The sequence below is a fragment of the Endobacter medicaginis genome (assembly GCF_014192375.1).
GTDB lineage: Bacteria > Pseudomonadota > Alphaproteobacteria > Acetobacterales > Acetobacteraceae > Endobacter > Endobacter medicaginis.
Map to the genome: position 1 here is coordinate 58,286 of NZ_JACHXV010000002.1, position 22,681 is coordinate 80,966.

Below are 22,681 nucleotides of genomic sequence, written 5' to 3' on the forward strand. Positions count from 1 at the left end.
CGGTGCGGCACGCGCGCCGGTGTGGCGCGGACGACATCATCGCCGCGCGCCTCAGGGCGTACCGGCGCGCAGGCCGAAGATCGTCAGCGCTGCGTCGATCGTGGTGTGCCCCGGTGGCCCGGGACCGGCGGGGCCAAGTCCGGGTGCAGCCTGGATCTGCATGTCGTCGACCAGCAGGCGCGGCGTGGCGGTCTCGATCGCCGCCAGCAGCCCGACCATCGAGGCCCAGTCCCCGGTCACCGTCAGCCGCACCGCGATGCGCCGGTAGGCACCCTCGGCCGCCGGCGGGATGGTATCGGCGCTGGCGATGGTGACCCCCGCGGCGGTGGCCATGGCCTGCAACCGCTCCTGCAACGCGGCTGCGGCGACCGCATCGCTGTCGCCCTCCACAAGCAGCTTCGGCGCATCGGTCGAATTCGCCGCGCGCCTGGCCGCGGCATGCAGATGCGGAAGCGCCTGCACCGCGGCCTCCATGCGCGAAAGCCGGGCCTGGTTCTCGGCCAGCCGTGCGGCGCGCTCGTCGTAACAGCCGCGCAGCGGCGCGATCACCGCCAGCCAGATCAGCAGCACGGGCAACAGCGTCACCGCCAGTGCCAGCGCCTGGCCCGCCCGACCGCCCGGCAACCGTTCCGCGCCGGGCCGCAGGCGGCTCGAGCCCCCGCCCGAGCCCCCACCCGAACCCTGTCCCGATCCCTGGATGGTCTCGCTCACGGTGCGGGCCCCGCGCCCGGTGTCTCGACCGAGGGTGCTGCGAGGGTGGCATGGATCGAGAACAGGTCGCGCGTACCGGTGGAGGTCACCGGAGCGGCGAAGCTCGGCTCGCGCAGTGCCGGGTCGCCGGCGATGCGGCCGATCAGCTTCGCCGCCGCCGCCGACTGCCCGTCGAACGACAGGCGCATCTGATGCAGGCCGAGGCTGGTGAGATAGGTGTCGTCCGGCAGCGCGCGGGTGAGAGCGGCGATCGCGCCCAGCGCATCGCCGGTAGACTGCCGCGCATGGGCGAAGGCTGCGGCGGCGGTGCTGCGCCGGGCGAGCTGGCTGCGCAGGCGCTGGGCGATGTCGGCCTGCGCCTGGAGGGTGGCGATGCGCGCCTCCGTGACCGAATTCTGCCGGGCGACGCGCAGGAACGGCACCCAGGCCGCCAGCCCCGCAAGCACCAGGCAGGCCGCTGCCAGCCAGGCGATGCGCCGCCGCTCGCGCCGTCGCCAGGCCAGCCCGGCCGGCAGCGTGATCTCGTCGACCCCGTCCGACAGCGCGTGCGGCGCCAGATCCGCGGCCGCGAGTTCGGCCAGCGCCGCATCGACGCGCGCGCGCGGCACCAGCGCCAGCCGGGCGACCAGCACGCCGCGCCCGGCATCGCGACGCAGCGGCCGCACCCCCCAGTGCAGTTCGTCGGCGGTGAACGGGGTCAGCCGGTCCATCTCGAAGCCCGCAGCGGCGGCGAGGTCGCGTCCCACCGCCAGCGGCAGGGTGATGTCGCGCGCCAGCAGCATCCCCGACGGCAGCGACAGCACCAAGGGCGTCTCCGCCACACCCCCCGCCGCATCCGCGAGGCGTCCCTCGCGGTCCAGCCTGATCGAGCGCACCGGCCGCGGCGCCGGGCGCCAGCGTGCGGGCAGCAGGTCGCGCAGCAGCTCGCCGATCCGCTCGCGCCACCAGACGGCATAGTCGCCGAGGGTCGTCTCCGCGCTCATTCTCCCCTCTCGCGCATCGGCGCCCAGACCATGTCCGGCCAGTCCATCGAACCGTTCTCCCCCGACCCGCCGGCGCGGATAACGTGCAGCCGGATCAGGGCGGGAAGCATGTTGGCAGTCCACTCGTCATGCCACCGGTGATCGTTGCGGTCGAGATAGGAGAAGGTGATCGAGCGGACACCGTCGAGCAGGACGGTGGACTGCGTCCCCGGCGCCGGGGCACCGGGCGGCAGCGGGTGGAGGGGCCGGGCATGGAAATGAGGCGCGCTGCGCAGCACCAGCCGGCCCGGACCGTGCCGGTCCTGTCCGCGCTCGAGACCGATCGCGATATCGAGCCGGTCGATCACCTCGGTCTGCCGGCCGAGCAGTGCCGCCGGCGCGATGAAGGCAAGTCGGCCAGCCTCGCCGGTGAGGAAGCCGCGCCCGTCCGGCGACCCCGCCTCCGCCGCCTCGATCAGCCGGCCCAGCGCGCGATCGACCGGCTCGAGCCCGTCGGCCGCGGCGAGCTGTCGGTCCTGCGCGTGCCACCCGGCCAGACCCAGCCGCGTACCGCCGGCCAGACCCGCCATCAGCAGCCCGAGCACCACCAGGGCGACGAGGATTTCCAGCAGGGTGAAACCGGCCTCGTCCAGGCTGGTTCGGGGGGCGGTTCGGGGACGGCTCACGGCGTCGAATCCGCCGGTGCCGGGGCGATGAGACGGGTGTCGAGCGTCACCGGACCGGCGCCGTCGTCGCCCGGCGGCGAGATTCGTACCTGTACGTCATACAACGCGAGCGGCCGCGAGACCCGCGCCGCCGGCCCGGCCGACACCGCAGCGGCGGTCTCCGCCGGCCGCACCACGGTGCTCCAGCGCCAGCCGCCGCCATCGTCGCCCTCGCTGCGTCCGGGCACCAGCGCGGTGGCGTTCAGCGCGGCGAGATGCGAGCGCGCCCGCACCAGCGCCTCCTCGCGTCGCAGCGCGGCATGGGTGGCGCGCAGACCCGAGCCGATACCGCCGAACAGCACCGCCAGCGCGATCGCCGCGATCACCGTCGCAACCAGCACTTCCAGCAGCGTGAAGCCGCCCTCGCGACGGGCCCGGGCCGCCCTCATGTCGCGTGGACCCGGCCCGTGAACCAGTCGATGGCGATCCGGGTGCGCAGGCCCGACGCGCCCAGACAGATCTCTCCGTCGCGCGCCGCCCCATCGATCCGCGCGCTGCCATCGGCGAGGAAGGCGACCGACAGCATCCGCGGCGCCACGCCGCGCTCGTCGCAGCCGACCGGCACCGAGTCCCCGAGCGTGACCGGCGGTCCGTTGCCGCTGAGCCGGCCCTCGGCGGACAACCGCATCTCCACCGTGCGGTCCTGCCCGATCGCCGCGCCGCGCGCCGCGCGCAGGGCGCCGATCACCTCCGTCCGCGCCGCCGAGAGCGACAGCCGCGGCGAATACTGCCGCCCATGCCCGAGCACGATCGTCATCGCCAGCCCCAGCACCACGATCACGACAATCATCTCGATCAGCGTGAAGCCCGTCCGGGGCCCGCCGCGGAACGCGCCCGGAACGGCCATCGGACACCGTCCGCTGCGGGTTCTACTGGGCAAGATTGTTCAGGCTCAGCATCGCCACCAGCAGCGAGGAGACGATGCCGGCGATGGCCGCCCCCATCACGATGGTGATCGCCGGCACCAGCAGTGCGACCAGCCGCTGCACGCGCAGGCGCACCGCCTCCTCGTGAATGTCGGCCGCGCGCAGCGCCATCGCGCCAAGCTGGGCGGTCTCCTCGCCGAGGGCCAGCAGATGGATGGTGCGCTCGGGGAACAGCCCCGAGGCGGCCAGCGGGCGGGCCAGCCCCGAACCGGCGCGCGCCGAGGTGGTGGCGGCATCGATCGCCGCGGTGCCTGCGGCATTGCCGAGCGCGTCGCGCACGATGCCGAGGGCTGCGACCAGCGGCACGCCGTTGAGCAACATGGTGCCCAGCGTGCGGGCCAGCCGCGCAGCCATCGTCTCGCGCCATAGCGGGCCCAGCAGCGGCAGGCCGAGCCGCCAGCGATCGACGGCCAGGCGCGGTCCGGGACGGGCAAGCAGCGCGCGGCCGGCGAAGAACGCCGCCACCGCCACCACAAGTGCCGGCAGCCAGCTCGCACCGACAATGGCGCCGAGCGCGATCACGAAGCGCGTCGAGGCGGGCAGCTCGGCGCCGCTCTCGGCGAACAGCGGCACGAATTGCGGCAGCACCTGGGTGAGCAGCAGGCCGATCGAGCCGATCGCGGCGACGATCAGCAGGGTCGGGTAGATCATCGCCGACTGCACAGAGGCCGAGAGCGCGCGTTCGCGCTCCAGCACCGAGGCGAGGCGGTCGAGCGTCGGGCCGAGCGTACCGCCCGCCTCGCCGGCGCGCACCATGCCGACATACAGGCGCGAAAAGCTGCCCGGCTCGCGGGCAAGGGCGCCCGAGAGCGGACCGCCGTCGCGCAGATGCGCGCGGACCCGGCCCAGCACCTCGCGCGGGCGCCGCGCTTTCGTGGTTTCGATCAGAAAGCGCAGCGCGCGGTCGAGATCCTGCCCCGCGCCGAGCATGATCGACAGCTCGCGGGTCAGATGCGCAAGCTCGCTGCGCGACAGGCCGCCACTCCCGAGGCTGAGCCCAGGGAGGGTGAGACTGACGCCGCCGCGATCGGCGGTGATCGACAGCGGCATGCGTCCCTGCGCCTGCAGCCGGCGCGCCAGCTCCTCGGCGCTGGGGGCGGAGGCCCTGCCGCGCTCGGTGCGCCCGTCCGCGGTCAGCGCGCGGTAGTGGAAACTCGCCTCCACCAGGCCCGCCGGCACCGCCTCGCGCATCGGCGGCTCAGGCGTCCATGTCGAGCGGCAGCACCGGGGCGGGGTCCGGCGCGGCAAGGGAGTCCGCCTCGCCGGCGGCGCCGATGGCGCGGATCACCTCCTCGATGGTGGTCTCGCCGGCCAGTGCCGCGTTGAGCCCGGCACGCAGCATCGGCACCATGCCGGAGGCGATGGCGGCGCGCTCGATCTCGCCATGGTCGGCGCGGGCCAGCACCAGCCGCTCGATCGCCGCGTCGGGCTCGAGGAACTCGGCGATGGCCAGGCGGCCGCGATAGCCGGTGCCGCGACATTGCGCGCAGCCGGCGGCGTGCCAGATGGTGGCATCGCGCGGGAGCGCGAAGCGCTCGGCGACGGCCGCGCTGACGGTCTCCGGCCGGCGGCAGGCGGCGCAGAGCCGGCGCACCAGGCGCTGGGCCAGCACGCCGCGCAGCACGGCGGTGACGAGATAGTCCTCCAGCCCCATGTCGCGCAGCCGGGTGATGGTGGCGGCGGCCGAGTTGGTGTGCACCGTCGACAGCACCAGATGGCCGGTGAGTGCGGCCTGCACGGCGATCTGCGCTGTCTCGAGATCGCGGATCTCGCCCACCATGATCACGTCGGGGTCCTGGCGCAGGATCGAGCGCAGCAGGGAAGCGAAATCCAGCCCGATCTGCGGCTTGACCTGGATCTGGTTGATGCCGTGCAGCTGGTATTCGATCGGGTCTTCGACGGTGACGATCTTGCGCGTCGTCGCGTTCAGCGCCGACAGACCGGTATACAGCGTGGTGGTCTTGCCGCTGCCGGTCGGCCCGGTGACCAGCACGATGCCGTTGGGCAGGTCGAACGCCGCATGCAGACGCGCCACCAGCCGGGAATCCAGGCCCAGAGTAGCGTAGTCGAAGCGCACAGAGGAGCGGTCGAGGATGCGCAGCACCACCGTCTCGCCGTGCAGCGACGGGATGGTGGAGACGCGGAAATCGACCTCCTGGCCGCGCACCGCCATGCGGATGCGGCCATCCTGCGGCAGGCGGCGCTCGGCGATGTCGAGCCGGGCCATGATCTTGATGCGCGAGATCACCGCCGCGATCAGCCCGGCCGGCGGGCTGTCGGCCTCGTGCAGCACGCCGTCATGACGGTAGCGGATGCGCAGTCGGTCCTCGAACGGCTCGATATGGATGTCGGAGGCCTGGGTCTCGACGGCGCGGGCGATGATCTGGTTCACCAGCCGGATCACGGGCGCTTCGGAGGCGAGGTCCTTGAGCCGGTCGGTGTCCTCGGCATGGGCGTCGTCGTCGGCGGCCTCGCCTGCGTCCGTGCCGGCCGCCTCGCCGGTCGGGTAGAGACGGTTGAGTGCGGCGTCGAGATCGATCGGCAGGGCGATCTCGACGACGACCGCCAGTCCGGTGGCGGCAGCGACGGCATCGCGGGTGAAGGCGTCGAGCGGATCGCTCATCGCGAGGGTCAGCACATCGCCCTCGACCGCCACCGGCAGCGCGCGGGCCTGGCGCAGGAAACGCGCGCCGAGCCGCTCCTCGAGCAGCGGCGCGTCGAGCGCGAAACGCGCCGGTGCGGCGAGCGGTGCGCCGAGCAGGTCACCATAGGCCTCGGCCAGCATGCGCTCGCTGACCATGCCGAGCTGCAGCAGCACCGATTCGATGCGCTGCCCGGTGGCCTCGGCGACGCCGCGGGCACGCTCGATGGTGCGCGGCTCGGCGGTGCCGCGGGCGATCAGCACATCGGTCAGTGACGGCGCGGGCCCGCCTTCAGGCTCTGGACGCGCGGCGGACGGGGCGGGAAGCTCTTGCAGCATCGCCGGTCAGTATAGCGTCGATGTTCCGCCACGGGAGAGCGCATCGATGGGCGAAGGGGGATTTGCGGGCTTCGGCCGGGGCGATGCGGCGGGGTGCGTGCTCGCGCTGCTGGCGGCGCCCGCGATCGGCTCGTTTCTCGGCGTGCTGGTCGAGCGCCTGCCGCAGGGGCGGGACGTGCTGTGGAGCCGCTCGTGCTGCGACGATTGCCACACGGTCCTCGGGCCGCGCGATCTGGTGCCGCTGGCGAGTGCGGCGCTGTCGCGCGGGCGCTGCCGGCATTGCGGTGCGGGGCTGGACCCGTTCGTCTGGCGCATCGAGCTGGCCGCGATCGTGGTGATGGCGGCGGCCCTGCTGGCGGGGCCCGACTGGCCGACGCGGATCGCCAACGCGGTGCTGTTCGAACTGCTGCTCGCGCTGGCCTGGTGCGACCTGCGCTGGTGGCGCCTGCCCGACGGGCTGACACTGCCGCTGCTGCTCGCCGGCCTCGCGGAAGCGCTGTGGCAGTCAGGGGGCGCGGTGGCCGACCCGGTTGTGACCGACCGGGCGATCGGCGCGGTAGCCGGCTGGGGGCTGCTGGCGGCGATCGGCTGGATCTATCGCCGGCTGCGGGGGCGCGACGGCCTCGGCGGCGGCGATGCGAAGCTGCTGGCGGCCGGCGGCGCCTGGCTCGGCTGGGCGGCACTCGGGCCGGTGCTGCTGGTCGCCTCGGTCGCGACGCTTGGGGCGGCGGCCGGCGCGTGGGCGGCGACGCGTCGCGGGGCGGTGTGGCGGGCATCGACCGCACTGCCGTTCGGTCCCGGCCTGGCGGCCGGCATCGCGCTGCTGCGGGTCTGGCTGTCGGCGGCATCGTAGGCGGCGCGCGCCGTCTCGATGCGCGACCAGTGCGTGCCGATCCAGCCGAGCAGCACCTCGAGAGCCGGCAGCAGGCTCGCACCCATCTCGGTCAGCTCGTATTCCACCCGTGGCGGCACCTCGGGGAAATAGTGACGGGTCAGCAGTCCGTCGCGTTCGAGATGGCGCAGTGTGAAGGTGAGCATGCGCTGGCTGATGCCCTCGATCCCCTGCCGGAGTGCGGAGAACCGCATGCGGCGGTCCGGTGCGAGTGCGAGCAGCGACAGGGTCAGGATCGCCCATTTGTCCGCAACCCGCGGCAGCACCCCGTTCGGCGCGCAGGGCCGCAGGCGCGGCCCGCGCTCGGTCATCTCGTAGGGCCGGCCGTGGATCAGCTCCGTCAACGGTATCACTCCTGTGCCTCAGGGAGGCGAATGTGCCGTCTTCCGACGGTCAGCAGGCCGTCTATATGGGAAGCCCTCACCAGCAGGAGGGCCCGACGATGGCCGGCAGCGACAGATCTATCCTCGTCTTCGGGGCGACAGGGCAACAGGGAGGATCGGTGGCGCGTGCGCTGCTGGCCTCGGGCTGGACGGTGCGGGCCTTCGTGCGCGATGCGGCGGGGGAGAAGGCCGGGGCACTGCGCCGAGCCGGTGCCGTGACCGTCGAGGGCCGTTTCGGCGATCGCGAGGCCATCATGGCCGCGATGCAGGGGGCCTATGGCGTCTTCAGCGTCCAGCCGAGCTCCGGCCAGGGCGAGATATATGGGGTCAGCGACGCTCAGGAGGTCGCCTGGGGGATACAGATCGCCGATCTGGCTGTCGCCTGCGGCCTGCATCACCTCGTCTACAGCTCGGCGAACGCCGTAGGCGACAAACCCACGGGCCTCGGTCATTTCGACAGCAAGGCCCGCATCGAGGCCCATATCCGCACGCTGCCGATTGCGGCGACGATCCTGCGTCCGGCGGCGTTCATGGAAATGCTGACCATGCCGGGCTTCGGGCTCCCGGAAGGCCAGTTCAACTTCTTCGCCCGGCCCGACCAGGCCATGCAGCTTCTGGCGGTGCCGGATATCGGCAAAATCGTCGCGGCCGTACTTGCCGATCCCGAGCGGTTCGCGGGCCGAACGATGGAGGTTGCCAGCGACACCGTGACGGGACAGGAGCTGGCTCAGGCTTTCACCCAAGCCGCCGGGCGACCGATCGCCTATCGGCGCTTCCCTGACACGGTACTCGACGCCAACCCGTTTCTCGCAGCACTTGCCGGTCTGTTCGACGACGGACGGCTGACCGGTTCCGCCGACCTGACCGAGCTGCGGGCAATGGTGCCGAGCCTGCAGGATTTCGGCACATGGATCCGGGATGACGGACGCGAGGCATTCGAGCAGGCGAGCCGAGCCAAGGGAAGTTGGGCCTACGGTCCGGCTTCCTGACAAAAAAAGGCCCGCGCCTGACGGCGCGGGCCCCTGGCATATCGCCTGGAAACGTTCTCAGAGCTTGTCGCCGAGCGCGCCCTTGACGCTGCCCTTGACGTCCTGGCCCGTGCCCTTGAGCTTCTGGGCTGCGCCCTCGGCTTCCAGCTGCGGATCGTTGGTCGCACGACCCACACCTTCCTTGGCCGAGCCTGCGATCTTGTTGCCCGCGGCTTTCAGCTTGTCGGTGACTTCACCCATCGTGACCTCCTGTTCTGGTCTGCCGGCATAACCCGGCAGACCGACGCAGGTTGCCCGATGCACGCGGGCGTGATCGGCTCAGTGCGGCTTGAGCATCACCGCGCGGACGCTGTCATCGACGCCATCGGCGTAGAGAGCGAAGTTGACCGCGAAACGGCTGACCAGATCCTGCGCCGCCACGTCATAGGCCGCCTTTTCCGGCCAGGCCTTCGACGGGTCGAGGATCTCGGCCGGCAGGCCCGGCACATCCTGCGGGATGGCGAGGCCGAAATGCGGGTCCGTCACCGTCTCGTAGGTGGCGAGCGAGCCGTCCAGCGCCATGCGCAGCATCGCGCGGGTGTAGGACAGCTTCATCCGCGACCCGACGCCGTAAGGGCCGCCGGTCCAGCCGGTGTTGAGCAGCCAGCAGGTCACGCCATGCGTCTCGATCAGCTCCTCGAGCATCTTGCCGTAGACCTGTGGTGCGCGCGGCAGGAACGGGGCGCCGAAGCAGGCCGAGAATGCCGCCTGCGGACCCGCACCGAGGCCCTTCTCGGTGCCGGCGAGCTTGGCGGTGTAGCCGGACAGGAAGTGATACATGGCCTGCGCGGGGGTCAGCTTGCTGATCGGCGGCAGAACGCCGAACGCGTCCGCGGTCAGCATTACCAGGTTCTTCGGCAGGCCGCCGCGACCGGCCGGCACGATGTTGTCGATCGCCTCGATCGGATAGCACGAGCGCGTGTTCTCGGTCAGGCTGCGGTCGGCGAAGTCCGGCTGGCGAGCGGCGTCGAGCACGACGTTCTCCAGCACGGTGCCGAAGCGCATCGTCGCGTTCCAGATCGCCGGCTCGGCCTCGGCCTTGAGGTCGATGGTCTTGGCGTAGCAGCCGCCCTCGATGTTGAACACGCCGGTCGCGTCCCAGCCGTGCTCGTCATCGCCGATCAGCGCACGCTCGGGGTCCGACGACAGCGTGGTCTTGCCGGTGCCCGACAGGCCGAAGAACAGCGCGGTGTCGCCATCGCGCCCGACATTGGCCGAGCAGTGCATCGGCAGCACACCGCGCGCCGGCAGCGCCCAGTTCATCACCGTGAACACCGATTTCTTGATCTCGCCGGCATATTCGGTGCCGGCGATGACCACCAGCTTCTGCGCGAACGACAGCGCGATCGCGGTGGAGCTCTTCACCCCGTCGATCGCCGGGTCGGCCTGAAAATCCGGCGCATGCAGGATGACGTAATCCGGCTCGAACGAGGCCAGATCCTCGACCGGCGGGCGGATGAACATGTTGCGCGCGAACGCCGCATGCCAGGCATGGGTGGTAACCAGACGCACCCGCAGCCGGTGCGCCGGATCGGCACTGGCATACAGATCCTGCACGAACAGGTCGCGGCCCTGCAGATAGGCGCGCACCCGCGCGGCGAGGGTGGCGAATTTCTCGGGGGCGAGCTTCTGGTTGATCTTGCCCCACCAGACCTCGGCGGTGGTGTCGGGCTCGTCGACGATGAACTTGTCGGCAACCGAGCGGCCCGTATGGATGCCGGTGCGGGTGGTGAACGCGCCCTGTGCACTCAGCACGCCCTCGCCGCGCGAGATCGCCTGCTCGATCAGCACCGGGGCGATGTCGTTGGCGCGGACGGTGGTGGCACTGTGGCCCACGCCAGGGATCACGCCCGTCCCGGACAGGGCGCGGGCAGGATCGGCTTTCAGCAGCAGCCCGGCATCAGGCGGCGGGATCGGCGAGATATGGGTCATCATTTCCTCGTTGTCTCGTCTGTCTCGGCTGTGTGGCGCATCTGTAGGACGCATCGTCCGGCGTCGTTCTCGCCGTGATGGCGCCGACACTAGTGAGCCGGACCGGGCCGCGTCAAATAATTAAGAAGCCTACCTTACTTTTTGTGCGACGCAGCAAAATTCATGTCGAAATTGTGGTAACACAGCGTGTTAGGGAGTGTTGAACCTGTCACAGCCGATCGGGCGCGGGCGCGGAAAACTTTCGCGGGCTGTCCACGTTACAAAAACGATCGACAATCAGTCGGTACGAACCCTGACGTTAATACATCATCACGAAGGAAACAGGTCGATGCAGACCCGTCGCGTTCTCTCCACCGCCGCCTGTGCCGCCCTGATCGGCTCGGCGCTGGCCCTCTCGGCCTGCAATACCGTGCATGGCATGGGCCAGGATGCCAGCGCCGTGGGTCATGACGTCTCAGCCGGCGCCAAGGCGACGCAGAGCGCCGTCGTCAACAACACGGGTGCCGCCCGCAACTGACGCCCCGCGGGCCCGGGCAATGCTCCGGGCCCGTTCGCCTCGGCTGTCGCGAGCGGCCGAGTTCGCCGCCCTGTTCATCGGCGGCCCGTTGCTGATCCTCTGGCTGCATCGGCCTGGCGTGCTGTTTGCCGCACTCTGGCTCGGAGCCCTGCTCGCCTGGGTGCTCACCTGCCATGTCCAGCCTCGCCCGCACCGGCCTCGACGAGAACTGTCGTTCGTGCTGCTGCGCTTCGTGGTTCTTTCCGTACCGCTTGCCGTCCTCACGGCCCGGTGGCTGCCGGAAGGGTTTCTCGATCTCCCCCGTCAGCGTCCGCTGCTGTGGGCGGCGATCATGTTGCTCTATCCGCTGTTGTCCGTCTGGCCCCAGGAAATGCTGTATCGGGCCTTCCTGTTCGCCCGCTATGACGCCCTGTTCGGCGGCGAGCGTGGCTGCATCGTCGCCAGCGCCGCGGCGTTCGGTTTTGCGCACATCATCTTCGTCAACTGGGTCGCGGTCGCGATGACCGTCATCGGCGGCGCCCTGTTTGCCCGCGACTATGCGCGCCACCGGTCCCTGCGGCTGGTGTGTGTCGAGCACGCCCTGTTCGGCTGCCTGATCTTCACCATCGGTCTCGGGCGTTTCTTCTATACCGGCAGCGCCTGGCGCCATTAGCAGGCTATTGAAGACCGGGGGGGGTCGGCTGAGCGGCGACATTGAGCGCAGGAAGCGTTCGGCCTTTCCTGCACATAATCACACAAATTCTGCGGGCCGGCTTGCCCCGCTCAGGCGCCGTCAGGATGGTCGTGGCGACGGAACGCGTCCGACACGGCGACACGCTCGGCGGCGCATTCGCGGCCGAGATGGTCGAGCAGCACGCGCACCGCCGGCAGCAGGCCGCGTCGCGCGGCGAACACCGCATGCACGATGCCGTCGTGCGGGCGCCAGTCCGGCAGCACATGGAGCAGGCGCCCGGCCTCGATATCCTTCCAGATCGCCAGCGTCGGCAGTTGCACGATCCCGATCCCGGCCAGGGCGGCCTCGCGCAGCACGCCCATGTCGTCGGTCACCAGCCTCGGACGGTGCGGCACGGTGGCGGTTTCGCCCGCGCGCTCACCCAGCACACGCAGGGTCCAATGATGATCGCGACGCGGCGGGCCGAGGTCGAGGCTGGACAGCCCCGCGAGGTCCGCCGGCGAATGCAGCCGCCGCGGCACCAGGGCCGGGCTGGCAACCAGACACTGGCTCGATGTGTCGAGTTGACGCATCACCAGTTCGGAGGGCTCCAGCGGCGGGAAACGCACGCGAATGGCGAGGTCGAAATTCTCGGCGATCACGTCGACCCGGCGATTGGTCGCCTCGAGCTGGAGATCAATCTGCGGATAGCTGGCCATGAAGGCCGCGAACAGACGGCCGAACTGGAAATCCAGCAGAGCGATCGGACAGCTCAGCCGAACCACCCCGCGCGGCGCGGCCGTCAGCCTGAGCGCGACCTGCTCGGCTGCCTCCGCCTCGACCAGCATCGCGACACAATGGTCGTGGAACTCGCGGCCGACCTCGGTGACGGAAAAGCTGCGTGACGACCGGTTCAGCAGCCGCACGCCGAGGCTCTCCTCGAGGGCGGCGACGCGACGGCTGAGCTTGGATTTCTGCAGGCCGAGCGCGCGCGCCGCAGCGGCGAAACCACGATGCTCGACGACACTGGCGAAATAGAACAGGTCGTTAAGATCCCGCATCGTTGCACCAACAGGACGCTGCGTTGAAAATCAGAGACTACGCGCCGCAGCGTTGCGACACTAGTTTCAACTCCGACGGCGACCTCAATCAGGCTCGCCGAGGAGATGACAGCCATGAGCAGACCGATTCTCGGCCGCTACGGCAATGATCGCGGCCATTGGGTGGGCGACGGTTTTCCCGTTCGCTCGCTGTTTTCCTACAACACGCTGGGCGCCCATATCAGCCCGTTCCTGCTGCTCGACTATGCCGGGCCGCACAATTTCGCCCCGACCAGCCAGCGGCGTGGTGTGGGCCAGCACCCGCATCGCGGCTTCGAGACGATCACCATCGTCTATGACGGTGAGGTCGAGCATCGCGATTCCGCCGGCCACGGTGGCGTGATCGGGCCCGGGGACGTGCAGTGGATGACCGCAGGTGGCGGCATCCTGCACGAGGAATATCATTCCCCCGCCTTCGCCAGGACCGGCGGGCCGTTCCGCATGGTACAGCTCTGGGTCAACCTGCCGGCGAAGGACAAGAACGCGCCCGGCGGCTACCAGGGGATCGAGGCAGCCGACATCCCGGCTGTGCAGCTGCCCGGCGACGCCGGCATCGGGCGGGTGATCGCGGGCGACCTGCTCGGCGCGCACGGCCCGGCCCGCACCTTCACGCCGATCAACGTGTGGGACCTGCGGCTCAACCGCGATGCCACGCTCGAGCTGGCGCTGCCGGAGGGACACACCGCAATGATCGTGGTGCTGGGCGGTCATCTGACCGTCGAGGGTAGCCATGCGGTGGGCGAGGCGGAAATGCTGCTGCTGGGCCGCGAGGGCGGCCCGGTGACGATCTCGGCCGATGGCGACACCACCGCGCTGGTGCTGACCGGCGAGCCGATCGACGAGCCGATCGTCGGCTACGGCCCGTTCGTGATGAACAGCGAGGCGGAGATCCACCAGGCGATCGAGGATTTCAACCGTGGCCGCTTCTCGGCCGCCGCCTGACACCGACGCGCAGGACCACCTGCGCGTCATTCACGCCCCAGCGAAAGGACACGTCATATATGGCCAGCGAACAACCGATCCGCGATCCGAAGACCGATCGCCTGCTGACGCCGCAGAACGCCGCGTTCATCGCGATCGACTACCAGCCCGTACAGGTGAACTCGATCGCCTCGATGGACCGCCAGCTGCTGGTCAATCATATCGTCGGCTGTGCGAAGGCGGCGATCGTTTACGGTCTGCCGATCGTGCATTCCACGGTCAACGTCAGGACCGGGCTCAACAAGCCGCCGGTTCCGCAGCTCCGTGCGGCCCTGAAGGACTACCCGACCTACGACCGCACTTCGATCAATTCGTGGGAGGACGTGGAATTCCGCCGCGCGGTCGAAGCGACCGGCCGCAAGAAGCTGATCATGACCGCATTGTGGACGGAGGCCTGCCTGACCTTCCCAGCGATCGACGCGCTGGCCGAAGGCTATGAGGTGTATGTGCCGGTCGATGCGGTTGGCGGCACCTCGGTCGCGGCGCACGAGGCCGCGCTGCGCCGCATCGAGCAGGCGGGTGCGAAGCTGATCTCGGTCGCGCAGATGTTCTGCGAATTGCAGCGTGACTGGGCGCGCAAGGACACGGTGCCGCAGTTCATGAACCTGTTCATTGAAACCGGCGGCACCGCAGCGCTCCAGTTCGCCGCCGATCGCGCCGAATAGGACACCCCGCGGCCTCGGCGGAGCGCCTCGTGCCTGCAGCACACGGCACGCGCGCAGATCGAGATTGGGTGCTTCTCGAAACCCGGAGCCCGGATTTACGCTCTGAAGGTCCAGACCGACCGATCGCCCGGGCCTGCCGGGCGGTCGGTCGAACCGATGGGAGCACCCTTTCATGACGCAGAGTTCCGGCGGCATTCTCACTGACGAATCCGGCATTCCAGCTGCCAGCGACGAATTCTCGCTGACCGTCGGCGCCGACGGGCCAGTGCTGCTCCAGGATCACTACCTGATCGAGCAGATGGCGACGTTCAATCGCGAGATGATCCCCGACCGCCAGCCCCACGCCAAGGGCGGCGGCGCGTTCGGTGTCTTCGAGGTCACCCACGACGTCAGCGCCTACACCTGCGCGCACTTCCTGCAGCCCGGCCGCAAGACCGAGATGGTGGCGCGCTTCTCGACGGTGGCCGGCGAATCCGGCAGCCCCGACACCTGGCGCGATCCGCGCGGCTTCGCGCTGAAGTTCTATACGGAGGAAGGCAATTTCGACATGGTCGGCAACAACACGCCGATCTTCTTCGTCCGCGATCCGCTCAAGTTCCAGCACTTCATCCATTCGCAGAAGCGCCGTGCCGATAACGGCCTGCGCGACAACGACATGCAGTGGGATTTCTGGACACTGAGCCCCGAGACCGCACATCAGGTCACCTGGCTGATGGGCGATCGCGGCATCCCGTCGAGCTGGCGCCATATGGACGGGTTCTCGAGCCACACCTACATGTGGGTGAACGCCAAGGGTGAGCGGTTCTGGGTGAAGTATCACTTCAAGACCGACCAGGGCATCGGCTTCCTCACCCAGGAGGAATCGGGCAAGATCGCCGGCCAGGACGCGGATTATCATCGCCGCGACCTGTTCGAGGCGATCAAGCGGGGCGAGTTCCCGAGCTGGACGCTCAAGATGCAGATCATGCCCTACGAGCAGGCGAAGACCTATCACATCAACCCGTTCGACCTGACCAAGGTGTGGCCACAGGGCGAGTTCCCGCTGCACGAGGTCGGCAAGATGACGCTGAACCGCAACCCGACCGATTTCTTCGCCCAGATCGAGCAGGTCGCGTTCGAGCCCAACAACATGGTGCCGGGTACCGGTCTGTCGCCGGACAAGATGCTGCTCGGCCGTTCGTTCGCCTACGCCGATGCACATCGGGCCCGTCTGGGCGTCAACTACAAGCAGCTCCCGGTCAACGCGCCGAAAACTCCGGTGCGCGGCTACGTCAAGGGCGGCACGATGCGCTACAGGCTCGCCTCCGACCCGGTCTATGCACCCAACTCGAAGGGCGGCCCGGTGCCCGATGCACAGAGCTTCCCCGAAAACGCCGTCTGGGCGGCCGATGGCGAGTTCGTCCGCTCCGCCTATACGCCGCGCGCGGATGACGACGATTTCAGTCAGGCGAACGACCTCATCAACAAGGTGATGGACGATGCGGCGCGCGAACGGCTGGTCGCCAACATCAGCGGCCACCTGCTGACCGGCGTCGAGGAGCCGGTGCTCAGCCGCGCCTTCGAATACTGGACGAAGATCGATGCCACGATCGGCGCGAAAGTGAAGGAAAAGGTGCTCGCCGCAAAAAGCTGACCAAGCCCGCGTCACGCAGGTGAACGAGCCGTTCCCGGAGAGGTCCGGGAACGGCCGTCAGTGCAGGTAGAAGAACGACACCACCATTGGCGGCAGGAACAGCAGGGTCGCCACCGCCGCCCCGGCCGGGATCCAGGCCAGCAGGGCCGAGGCGAGCGTGGTGGCGCGGATCTGGCGGTCACGGTCGGCGAGCGGCAGCAGCAGGGCCGCCATCGGCAGCAGCGGCTCGAAATAGCGCCCCTGCACGCCGCGCACGCCGTCCTCGCCGACCCGCGTCCAGACCAGATATTGCGACAGCTCGATCGCTTCCACCGCCACGGCGAACAGCACCAGCACGAATCCGGCCTGGAGCAGCCCCTCGCGGAGCCGGCTGCGCGCCTGGGCGATGCCGGCCAGCAGCCCGGCCGGGACAGAGGCGATCGCCGCCCATTGCCACCACGTCAGCAGCCAGCCCGGTAGGCGCAGGTTCAGCCAGCCGAGGATGCCGATCGTCTCCTCGACATACCACTCATGGTCGACCAGCGCCCGCCACGGCAGCGACAGCATCAGCGACGGCGCATGCAGCAGCACCCCGAGCTGGGCATGCGGATCGGTGCTGGCGAAACTGTCGGCCGGGCCGTGATAGAGCGGGCCCGGGACGTAAGGATTGCGCGCCAGCGGCGCCGAGGCGACGAGCTGGCCCGCCAGCGTCCAGACCAGCACCGGTGCGGCGCAGGCGACGATCAGCCCGGCGCGGCGCAGCAGGGCGACCCGCCCTGCCCGGCTGCGCCAGCCGGCCGGCAGCGGCAGCAGCAGCACGCCGAGCACCGGCAGGTAGGGCGGCTTGGCCAGGCAGACCAGGGTCAGGCAGGCCGCCCCGCCGAGCAGCCGGCGCCCCTGCCCACGCTCCGGTGCGATGCCCGACAGCAGCGCGAAGCCCAGCACGGCGGTGGCGATCAGCAGCCCGTCCTGGTTGAGCGAGGCGCCGAGCGAGAGGCTCATCGGAAACGCCAGCACGCAGAACAACAGCGCTCGACCGCGCCGGGCCAGCAGCAGGGCCGTGGCACCGATCAGCGCGTAGAGCAGCGAATTGACTGCCCGGGCGACCAGGAACGCCCGCAGCGGCCCCGCCCCCGCCGCGCGGGAGATGCCGATCGCCGCCGCGGCCGGGGCGTAGAAGACCGGGCAATAGGCCGCGACCGGGCCGATCTCGAAGAACTGGTCCGCGGCACCCGACCAGTCACGGCTGGCGATGCCGCCATGATAGACCCAGGTCATCATGTGGTACCAGTAATTCGGGTTGGTGACGTCGAAGATCGCCGCATCGGCATTGATCCCGGCCGCCACCGGACGACCCGGATCGCCGCCGGCATGGGCGCGGTGGCCGATGATCTGTCCTCGGCTGAGCGCATCGGCCCGCAGCGCATGCACGGTCTCGTCGGCGACCTGCCCCGGCGGGGTGATCTGACCCAGCATCACGCCGAGCGGGGCGACAAGGCAGAGGAACACCGCCGCCAGCACCCAGGCGATCGACAGGCGGGCCTCGATCGCGGCACGCAGCCGCTCGAGAAAGGTCAGGACAGGCTGCATCGCGCAGGGTTCAGACGATCTCGCTGGCCACGATCGCCGCCTTGCAGCCGACCCGGATCACCTGACTGAGCAGGCGATAGGCCGGGGCGAGCTCGGCCTCGTTGGCAAGACCGATATCGCGATGCTCGAGCTCCTCGGCGCGGAAGATCTCGATCGTCTCGCGCAGCGGCGCCTCGTCCTCGCCGAGACTCTCGGCCTGCCGGGCATAATGCTCGTCGATGGTCTCCTCGACCGCCACCGTGCAGGCCATCGCCGCGCGTTCGCCGATCAGCGCGGTCACCGCGCCAAGCGCGAAGCCGGCGACATGCCACAGCGGCAGCAGCGCGGTGGGCCGTACCCGGCGCTCGGCGATGAGCTGGGCGAAGCGCTCGCGGTGCACGACCTCCTGGTCGCGCATGTGGCGCAGCAGGTCGCCTTTCGCGCCACGGCCGAGCACGGCGAGCTGCCCGGAATAGATGCGCTCGGCGCCGTATTCGCCGGCGTGATCGACGCGGATCATGCGTGCGAGACGCTGTTCGGCGCTGCCGTCGCCCGGCAGCGGGGCCGAGGATTGGGAATGATTCATCAGGACCGTCCGAAGAAGATCAGTTGCGCACGCCGCAGCCGCGACAGCGAAAATCCCGTCACCACGACCAGCAGCAAGGTACAGATCAGGTCGAACGTGGCGAACGAGACCGGCACCGCGGGGATCGGATAGCTCGGCTCGTCGCACGGCACCGCCGGATGCGCGGGCATCTGCGACAGCATGTCGCTGGCCGAGCCGTGCAACGAGGCCGCGTGGCATGACGGCAGCGGCGAGGCCCACCATTTCTGCTCGACGCCGATATGGACCGCCGCCAGGCCCGCGCCGCACAGCATCACGACGATGAACGCCACCATCACCCACCGCGCCAGCGCGCGTGGACTGACCACCAGGATCAGTCCGAGCAGCAGCCCGATCCGGTAAGGCCAGCGCTCCCACAGGCAGAGCGGGCACGGCGCCATGCCGGCGATATGCTGCGCCCACCACGCGGTACCCAGCGCGAGCAGGCAGATCGCCGACAGCCCGATGCCATACAGGCGCCAGCCGTCACGGCTCCGCATGATCGGCCTCCGCATTCTCCTGCGGATCAAGACGCTCGAGATCGGCAAGGAAGGAGGTGCCCCATTGCGCGGCGGTGGCGGTGTGGATCGCCGCATCCATCGCCTGCCAGCGGCGGCGGCGTTCGCCACGCGGCATGCGCAGGGCCTGGTCGAGGGCTTCGGCGATGGCGTCGGGGTCGTGCGGGTTGACCATCAGCGCGCCCTCGGCCAGCTCATCGGCGGCCCCCGCGAAGCGCGACAGCACGAGCACGCCGGGATCCTCTCCGTTCTGCGCTGCAACGTATTCCTTGGCGACCAGGTTCATTCCGTCGCGCAGCGGGGTGACCAGCGCCACGCGCGCGAGGCGGCAGAATCCGGCCAGCGTGCCGCGCGGCACCGACCGCGTGATGGTTCGCAGCGGCGACCAGTCGAACTCGGCGTAGCTGCCATTGATGTGTCCGGCGAGCTCGTCGAGCTGACGGCGGAGGGCCTTGTACTGCGCCACCTCGCCGCGCGAGACGGGTGCGACCTGGAGCATCATCACCTTGTTGCGGTGCTGCTCGAAGCGCTGCAGCAGGCGCTCGTAGCCGCGCAGCCGTTCGGGGATGCCCTTGGAATAGTCGAGCCGGTCGATGCCGAGGATCAGGGCGCGATCGCCCAGGCTGTCGACCATCCGCCGCACGTCGCGTCCGGCCTCCGCCCGGCGGGCCTGGGCGGCGAATCCGTCCGGGTCGATGCCGATCGGAAAGGCCTGCACCCGCAGCCTGGCCCCGCGCGCCCGGCCGGCGGCGTCGAGATGGTCGGCATCCTGACGGGTCTGTACGCCGACGAGATCGTAGGCGGCGAAATCATGCAGCAGCGAATCGCAGTCCGGCAGCGCCTCGAACAGGGCGAGCGGCGGGAACGGGATGTGCAGGAAGAACCCGATGCGTGCCCGCACGCCACGCGCGCGCAGCGCCGCGCCCAGCGGGATCAGGTGGTAGTCGTGCACCCAGATCAGGTCGTCGGGCCGCAGCAGCGGCAGCAGCGCATCGGCGAAGCGCTCGTTGGCCTCCTCGTAGCTTTCGCGATCGGCGCGACGATACTCCATCAGCCCGACGCGATAATGCATCAGCGGCCACAGCAGCCCGTTTGAGTAGCCCTCGTAGAACCCCTTCACCTGCGAGCGGGTCAGGTCGACGCGGGCGAAGGTCAGGTTCTCGATCGTGGTGATCTGGGGCGCGGCGACATTGTCCGACGCGTCGCCCGACCAGCCGAACCAAAGCGTCTCGCGACCGGCGATCGCCTCGGCGAGTCCGACCGCCAGCCCGCCGGCCAGTTGCTGGCGCTCCTTCGGCGCCGGCACCCGGTTCGACACGATGACCAGCCGCGGTGCCGCCGGCATCACACGCGACGACCCGCCGGGGGGCTTCGCCGGGCTGCGCCTGGGAGCCCTGGTCAACGCGCGCCGCCCTGGCGCGCAGCCAGCTCGCCCAGCCAGGCGCGGACATCGGCGGGCTCGCCGAAACGCTCGGGCACCATCAGCCCGATGCCGCCAGCGCGCTCCGCGGCCTCGATCGCATCGCGGTCGGTGACATCGTCGCCGATGAACAGCGGCACCCGTCCGGCAAATGGCGGCCTTGCCATCACCGCCTCGAGCGCGCTGCCCTTGTCGGAACCCACGGGGCGCAGTTCCCAGGCCATTTTCGATGACAGGATGTGGAAATCCGCCGCGCGCGGCGCGATCATGTCCTCCAATGCAGCACGCAACGGCTCGCCAGCTTCGGGCACGGCCCGAAAATGCAGCACGAAACCGCTCTGCTTGCGCTCGACATGGGCGCCGGACCACCCCGCGACCATCGCCTCGGCGCGATCGAGCCATTCCTCGGGCAGTTCCGGCAGCACGACATGATCGACCGCCTCGCCCGGCGCATGTCGGATCGCCGAACCGTGTTCGCCGGCGACCGCGTAGGGCAGGTCGGGCAGGAAATGATCGATCTGCGCGATCGGCCGGCCGGTGATGACGGCCAGCGCATCGCCACAGGCGACGCGAAGCACCGACAGCGCGTCGCGCAGCCCATCGGGCACCACGACCTTGTCCGGCGCGGGAGCGATATCGACCAGCGTGCCGTCGAAATCGAGCAGGATCGCCAGTCGGTCGGGAGGCGGCAGATCGGGAAGCTGATGGCTCGGCATGCGCGGGGCGCCCTGGTCAGTTCTGCGGAGACGGCGGTGGTGACAATGGAGCGGGCGCGTTCGGATCGGGAATACCGGGCACGGCGTCGTCGCTGGCCGGCGGCCCCGACCCTCCCGGCGACTGCGGCAGCGCAGACCCGTCGGGCGTGGCCGGCGGCAGCGCGGGCTGAGCATCGTGGCCTGCATAGGTCGCGGTCTGGGCGCCGGAACAGCCGATCAGCGTCACCCCGTAGACGGGATTCTGGAACATCACCAGCGACGGTTCGGCGACGAACAGCCAGTTTGTGAAGGCAGGTGTATCGGGACGCTGATCGTCGATCTCGAGCCAGGCGGCGGCGTCCTGCGGCAGGCCGTCCGGCCGCGACAGGCAGCGGCCGAGCTTGATCGACAGCGACTTGACGTGCGCCACCTCGCCCGGGGTGAGCGTCACGATCGCGGTACTGGCATCAAGCTTGTCGAGCACCCGCACCTGCGCCTGCGCGCGCCCCACCCACGCATCGGCGGCGGGCATCGACGGCGGCGGCACCACGGTCGCGGCCTGTGTCACCGGCGCCTGTGCGAGACAGCTCACGGCCAGGGCGGCCATGCCCGCCGGCCGGACGAGGTGGGCGACGATCACCTCAGCCCCGCAGCGGACTGCGCAGGGCGGCGATCCGCAGGGCGGCGAAGGCGGCGAGGCGCGAGCGCACGCGCTCCGCATCCAGCCCCATCAGCACCGCGTCCTCGAACGCGTCGAGCAGTCGCTCGCCGATCTCGGCCTCCGCCTCGGCCAGCAGGCGCAGCTTCTCGGCACAGCCGACCGCGCTGCCATCGGCGAGACGCCATTCGGGCAGCGTCTCGGTCAAGGTGTGGCGTCCTTGCCGGAGGCGGCCGGTGTGGCTTTCGGCGCATCCTTGCCGTTGGCGACGCTGAACACGAACTTGCTGAGCAGCTGCTCAAGGCTGATCGAGCCCTGGGTGAGCATGACCTGCGCACCGGGGGCGAGTTCCTCGCTCGCGCCGCCGGGGGCGATGGCGATATACTTGCCGCCCATCAGCCCGTCGGAGGTGATCACCGCGCTGCTGTCGGTCGGCAGCCTGACCTGATCGCCGACGGTGAAGCTGACATCGGCGCGGAAGCTGTGCGGATCGACATGTTCGGCCGTCACCTGCCCGACCGTCACCCCGGCCACACGCACGTCACTGCCGATGTCGAGCCCGTCGACATGATCGAAGCTGGCGTGCAGCGTGTAGCCCTCCGCCGTGCGCCGCCCGGAGCCCAGCATCGCCAGCACCAGGGCCAGCACGACGCCGCACAGCACCAGCACGCCCACCGCGATCTCGACGCGCGCCCGGCCCATCACGGCTTGCGCACTCAATGACCCGCGCCCGCGTCATCGGGCACCCAGGCGTCATAATCGCCGCTGGCGCGTGGCCGCACGCCGCCGCGATAGGCGCTCCCCGGCGGGCGGTAGCCGGCCGGCGTGCCGGTCATGTTCGGCTCGTAGGGAAGCTGCCACGGCCGCCGCGCCTCCACCGGCAGTGGTGCGGCGGCGGCATAGTGCAGCCAGGCCCACCATTCCGGCGGCACCGCCGAGGGATCCTCGGCGCCACGGTACAGCACCCAGCGCCTGACATGCAGGTGGGGTGCGACGCCCTTCGCGCGGGCGCGGCGGTCTTCGAAATAGCGCCGTCCGTCCGCGTCGCGGCCGACCTCGCGGCCGCGCAGGAAGGTGGCGATGCGGGTGCCGAGGATGCTCATGGGCGGCAATCTGCCACGCTGCCCCCTCACGGTCTATGGGCCAGGGCC

At 70.0% G+C, this 22,681-nt stretch carries 26 protein-coding genes and 1 pseudogene; 7 read left to right on the forward strand and 20 right to left on the reverse strand.

What is annotated here, in order from left to right; genetic code table 11:
- Nucleotides 1–51: 51 nt before the first annotated feature.
- Genes gspM through FHR90_RS02345 form a run of 7 tightly spaced genes read right to left on the reverse strand, consistent with a single transcriptional unit; the run spans nt 52 to nt 6,304 of the window.
- On the reverse strand, nt 52–711 hold the full coding sequence (gene gspM / locus FHR90_RS02315; RefSeq protein ID WP_183274691.1) for a type II secretion system protein GspM: 660 nt from the start codon (nt 709–711) through the stop codon (nt 52–54).
- A complete protein-coding gene (locus FHR90_RS02320; protein ID WP_183274692.1) occupies nt 708–1,694 on the reverse strand; it encodes a PilN domain-containing protein in 987 nt (328 codons plus the stop codon). The genes gspM and FHR90_RS02320 overlap by 4 nt, the downstream gene beginning before the upstream one ends.
- Nucleotides 1,691–2,359 (reverse strand): prepilin-type N-terminal cleavage/methylation domain-containing protein, encoded by a 669-nt coding sequence (locus FHR90_RS02325; protein WP_183274693.1) that lies wholly within the window; start codon nt 2,357–2,359, stop codon nt 1,691–1,693. Before FHR90_RS02325 ends, FHR90_RS02320 begins: the two co-directional genes overlap by 4 nt.
- A complete protein-coding gene (locus FHR90_RS02330; protein WP_183274694.1) occupies nt 2,356–2,787 on the reverse strand; it encodes a type IV pilus modification PilV family protein in 432 nt (143 codons plus the stop codon). Before FHR90_RS02330 ends, FHR90_RS02325 begins: the two co-directional genes overlap by 4 nt.
- Nucleotides 2,784–3,245: a prepilin-type N-terminal cleavage/methylation domain-containing protein gene (locus FHR90_RS02335; RefSeq protein ID WP_183274695.1), complete on the reverse strand. Its 462-nt coding sequence runs from the start codon at nt 3,243–3,245 to the stop codon at nt 2,784–2,786. The genes FHR90_RS02330 and FHR90_RS02335 overlap by 4 nt, the downstream gene beginning before the upstream one ends.
- Nucleotides 3,246–3,267: 22 nt before the next feature.
- Complete coding sequence (locus FHR90_RS02340) at nt 3,268–4,515, reverse strand: type II secretion system F family protein (protein WP_246329988.1); 1,248 nt, start codon at nt 4,513–4,515, stop codon at nt 3,268–3,270.
- A 7-nt stretch (nt 4,516–4,522) separates the two neighbouring features.
- A complete protein-coding gene (locus tag FHR90_RS02345; protein ID WP_183274696.1) occupies nt 4,523–6,304 on the reverse strand; it encodes a GspE/PulE family protein in 1,782 nt (593 codons plus the stop codon).
- Between the two features lie 46 nt (nt 6,305–6,350).
- Between FHR90_RS02345 and FHR90_RS02350 the strand changes: the two genes are divergently transcribed.
- Entirely contained in the window at nt 6,351–7,157 is an 807-nt protein-coding gene (locus FHR90_RS02350; RefSeq protein WP_183274697.1) for a prepilin peptidase, read from the forward strand.
- 35 nt (nt 7,158–7,192) lie between these two features.
- On the opposite strand, the pseudogene FHR90_RS17585 reads toward FHR90_RS02350, so the two are convergent.
- Nucleotides 7,193–7,507 (reverse strand): annotated as a pseudogene (locus tag FHR90_RS17585) (winged helix-turn-helix transcriptional regulator); the annotation flags it as partial.
- Between the two features lie 131 nt (nt 7,508–7,638).
- Here FHR90_RS17585 and FHR90_RS02355 point away from each other — a divergent pair.
- Nucleotides 7,639–8,568, forward strand: a complete 930-nt coding sequence (locus FHR90_RS02355) for an NmrA/HSCARG family protein (protein ID WP_176622814.1) — start codon at nt 7,639–7,641, stop codon at nt 8,566–8,568.
- A 57-nt stretch (nt 8,569–8,625) separates the two neighbouring features.
- Here FHR90_RS02355 and FHR90_RS02360 read toward each other — a convergent pair whose 3' ends face one another.
- Nucleotides 8,626–8,808 (reverse strand): CsbD family protein, encoded by a 183-nt coding sequence (locus FHR90_RS02360; protein ID WP_176622812.1) that lies wholly within the window; start codon nt 8,806–8,808, stop codon nt 8,626–8,628.
- 78 nt (nt 8,809–8,886) lie between these two features.
- Nucleotides 8,887–10,539, reverse strand: a complete 1,653-nt coding sequence (gene pckA, locus FHR90_RS02365; protein WP_176622810.1) for a phosphoenolpyruvate carboxykinase (ATP) — start codon at nt 10,537–10,539, stop codon at nt 8,887–8,889.
- A gap of 328 nt (nt 10,540–10,867) precedes the next feature.
- Here pckA and FHR90_RS02370 point away from each other — a divergent pair, with 328 nt between their 5' ends.
- Both FHR90_RS02370 and FHR90_RS02375 read left to right on the forward strand, forming a co-directional pair.
- On the forward strand, nt 10,868–11,056 hold the full coding sequence (locus FHR90_RS02370; RefSeq protein ID WP_176622808.1) for an entericidin: 189 nt from the start codon (nt 10,868–10,870) through the stop codon (nt 11,054–11,056).
- Nucleotides 11,057–11,075: 19 nt separating this feature from the next.
- Nucleotides 11,076–11,708, forward strand: a complete 633-nt coding sequence (locus FHR90_RS02375) for a CPBP family intramembrane glutamic endopeptidase (protein ID WP_176622806.1) — start codon at nt 11,076–11,078, stop codon at nt 11,706–11,708.
- 110 nt (nt 11,709–11,818) lie between these two features.
- Here FHR90_RS02375 and FHR90_RS02380 read toward each other — a convergent pair whose 3' ends face one another.
- On the reverse strand, nt 11,819–12,769 hold the full coding sequence (locus FHR90_RS02380; protein ID WP_176622804.1) for a LysR substrate-binding domain-containing protein: 951 nt from the start codon (nt 12,767–12,769) through the stop codon (nt 11,819–11,821).
- Nucleotides 12,770–12,883: 114 nt separating this feature from the next.
- Between FHR90_RS02380 and FHR90_RS02385 the strand changes: the two genes are divergently transcribed.
- The 3 genes from FHR90_RS02385 (at nt 12,884) to FHR90_RS02395 (ending at nt 16,087) form a co-directional block, all read left to right on the forward strand.
- Complete coding sequence (locus FHR90_RS02385) at nt 12,884–13,750, forward strand: pirin family protein (protein WP_176622802.1); 867 nt, start codon at nt 12,884–12,886, stop codon at nt 13,748–13,750.
- Nucleotides 13,751–13,809: 59 nt separating this feature from the next.
- Complete coding sequence (locus FHR90_RS02390; RefSeq protein ID WP_176622800.1) at nt 13,810–14,454, forward strand: hydrolase; 645 nt, start codon at nt 13,810–13,812, stop codon at nt 14,452–14,454.
- Nucleotides 14,455–14,626: 172 nt separating this feature from the next.
- Nucleotides 14,627–16,087 (forward strand): catalase, encoded by a 1,461-nt coding sequence (locus FHR90_RS02395; RefSeq protein WP_176622799.1) that lies wholly within the window; start codon nt 14,627–14,629, stop codon nt 16,085–16,087.
- 57 nt (nt 16,088–16,144) lie between these two features.
- Here FHR90_RS02395 and FHR90_RS02400 read toward each other — a convergent pair whose 3' ends face one another.
- Genes FHR90_RS02400 through FHR90_RS02440 form a run of 9 tightly spaced genes read right to left on the reverse strand, consistent with a single transcriptional unit; the run spans nt 16,145 to nt 22,633 of the window.
- On the reverse strand, nt 16,145–17,656 hold the full coding sequence (locus FHR90_RS02400; protein WP_183274698.1) for a DUF2142 domain-containing protein: 1,512 nt from the start codon (nt 17,654–17,656) through the stop codon (nt 16,145–16,147).
- 10 nt (nt 17,657–17,666) lie between these two features.
- Nucleotides 17,667–18,221 carry a demethoxyubiquinone hydroxylase family protein gene (locus tag FHR90_RS02405; protein ID WP_176625456.1) on the reverse strand — a complete coding sequence of 185 codons (555 nt, stop codon included), beginning with the start codon at nt 18,219–18,221 and terminating at the stop codon, nt 17,667–17,669.
- The gene (locus FHR90_RS02410) at nt 18,221–18,739 is read right to left on the reverse strand and encodes a disulfide bond formation protein B (protein ID WP_176625458.1); all 519 of its coding nucleotides are present in this window, start codon (nt 18,737–18,739) and stop codon (nt 18,221–18,223) included. Before FHR90_RS02410 ends, FHR90_RS02405 begins: the two co-directional genes overlap by 1 nt.
- Nucleotides 18,726–20,102: an alpha,alpha-trehalose-phosphate synthase (UDP-forming) gene (locus tag FHR90_RS02415; protein WP_183274782.1), complete on the reverse strand. Its 1,377-nt coding sequence runs from the start codon at nt 20,100–20,102 to the stop codon at nt 18,726–18,728. The genes FHR90_RS02410 and FHR90_RS02415 overlap by 14 nt, the downstream gene beginning before the upstream one ends.
- A gap of 53 nt (nt 20,103–20,155) precedes the next feature.
- A complete protein-coding gene (otsB, locus tag FHR90_RS02420) occupies nt 20,156–20,893 on the reverse strand; it encodes a trehalose-phosphatase (protein ID WP_183274699.1) in 738 nt (245 codons plus the stop codon).
- A 16-nt stretch (nt 20,894–20,909) separates the two neighbouring features.
- Nucleotides 20,910–21,479 (reverse strand): DUF2155 domain-containing protein, encoded by a 570-nt coding sequence (locus tag FHR90_RS02425; protein ID WP_183274700.1) that lies wholly within the window; start codon nt 21,477–21,479, stop codon nt 20,910–20,912.
- 34 nt (nt 21,480–21,513) lie between these two features.
- Nucleotides 21,514–21,738, reverse strand: a complete 225-nt coding sequence (locus FHR90_RS02430) for a hypothetical protein (protein WP_183274701.1) — start codon at nt 21,736–21,738, stop codon at nt 21,514–21,516.
- Nucleotides 21,735–22,250 carry an outer membrane lipid asymmetry maintenance protein MlaD gene (mlaD, locus tag FHR90_RS02435; RefSeq protein ID WP_246329989.1) on the reverse strand — a complete coding sequence of 172 codons (516 nt, stop codon included), beginning with the start codon at nt 22,248–22,250 and terminating at the stop codon, nt 21,735–21,737. Before mlaD ends, FHR90_RS02430 begins: the two co-directional genes overlap by 4 nt.
- Nucleotides 22,247–22,633 carry an NADH-ubiquinone oxidoreductase subunit NDUFA12 family protein gene (locus FHR90_RS02440; protein ID WP_183274702.1) on the reverse strand — a complete coding sequence of 129 codons (387 nt, stop codon included), beginning with the start codon at nt 22,631–22,633 and terminating at the stop codon, nt 22,247–22,249. Before FHR90_RS02440 ends, mlaD begins: the two co-directional genes overlap by 4 nt.
- Nucleotides 22,634–22,681: the final 48 nt, after the last annotated feature.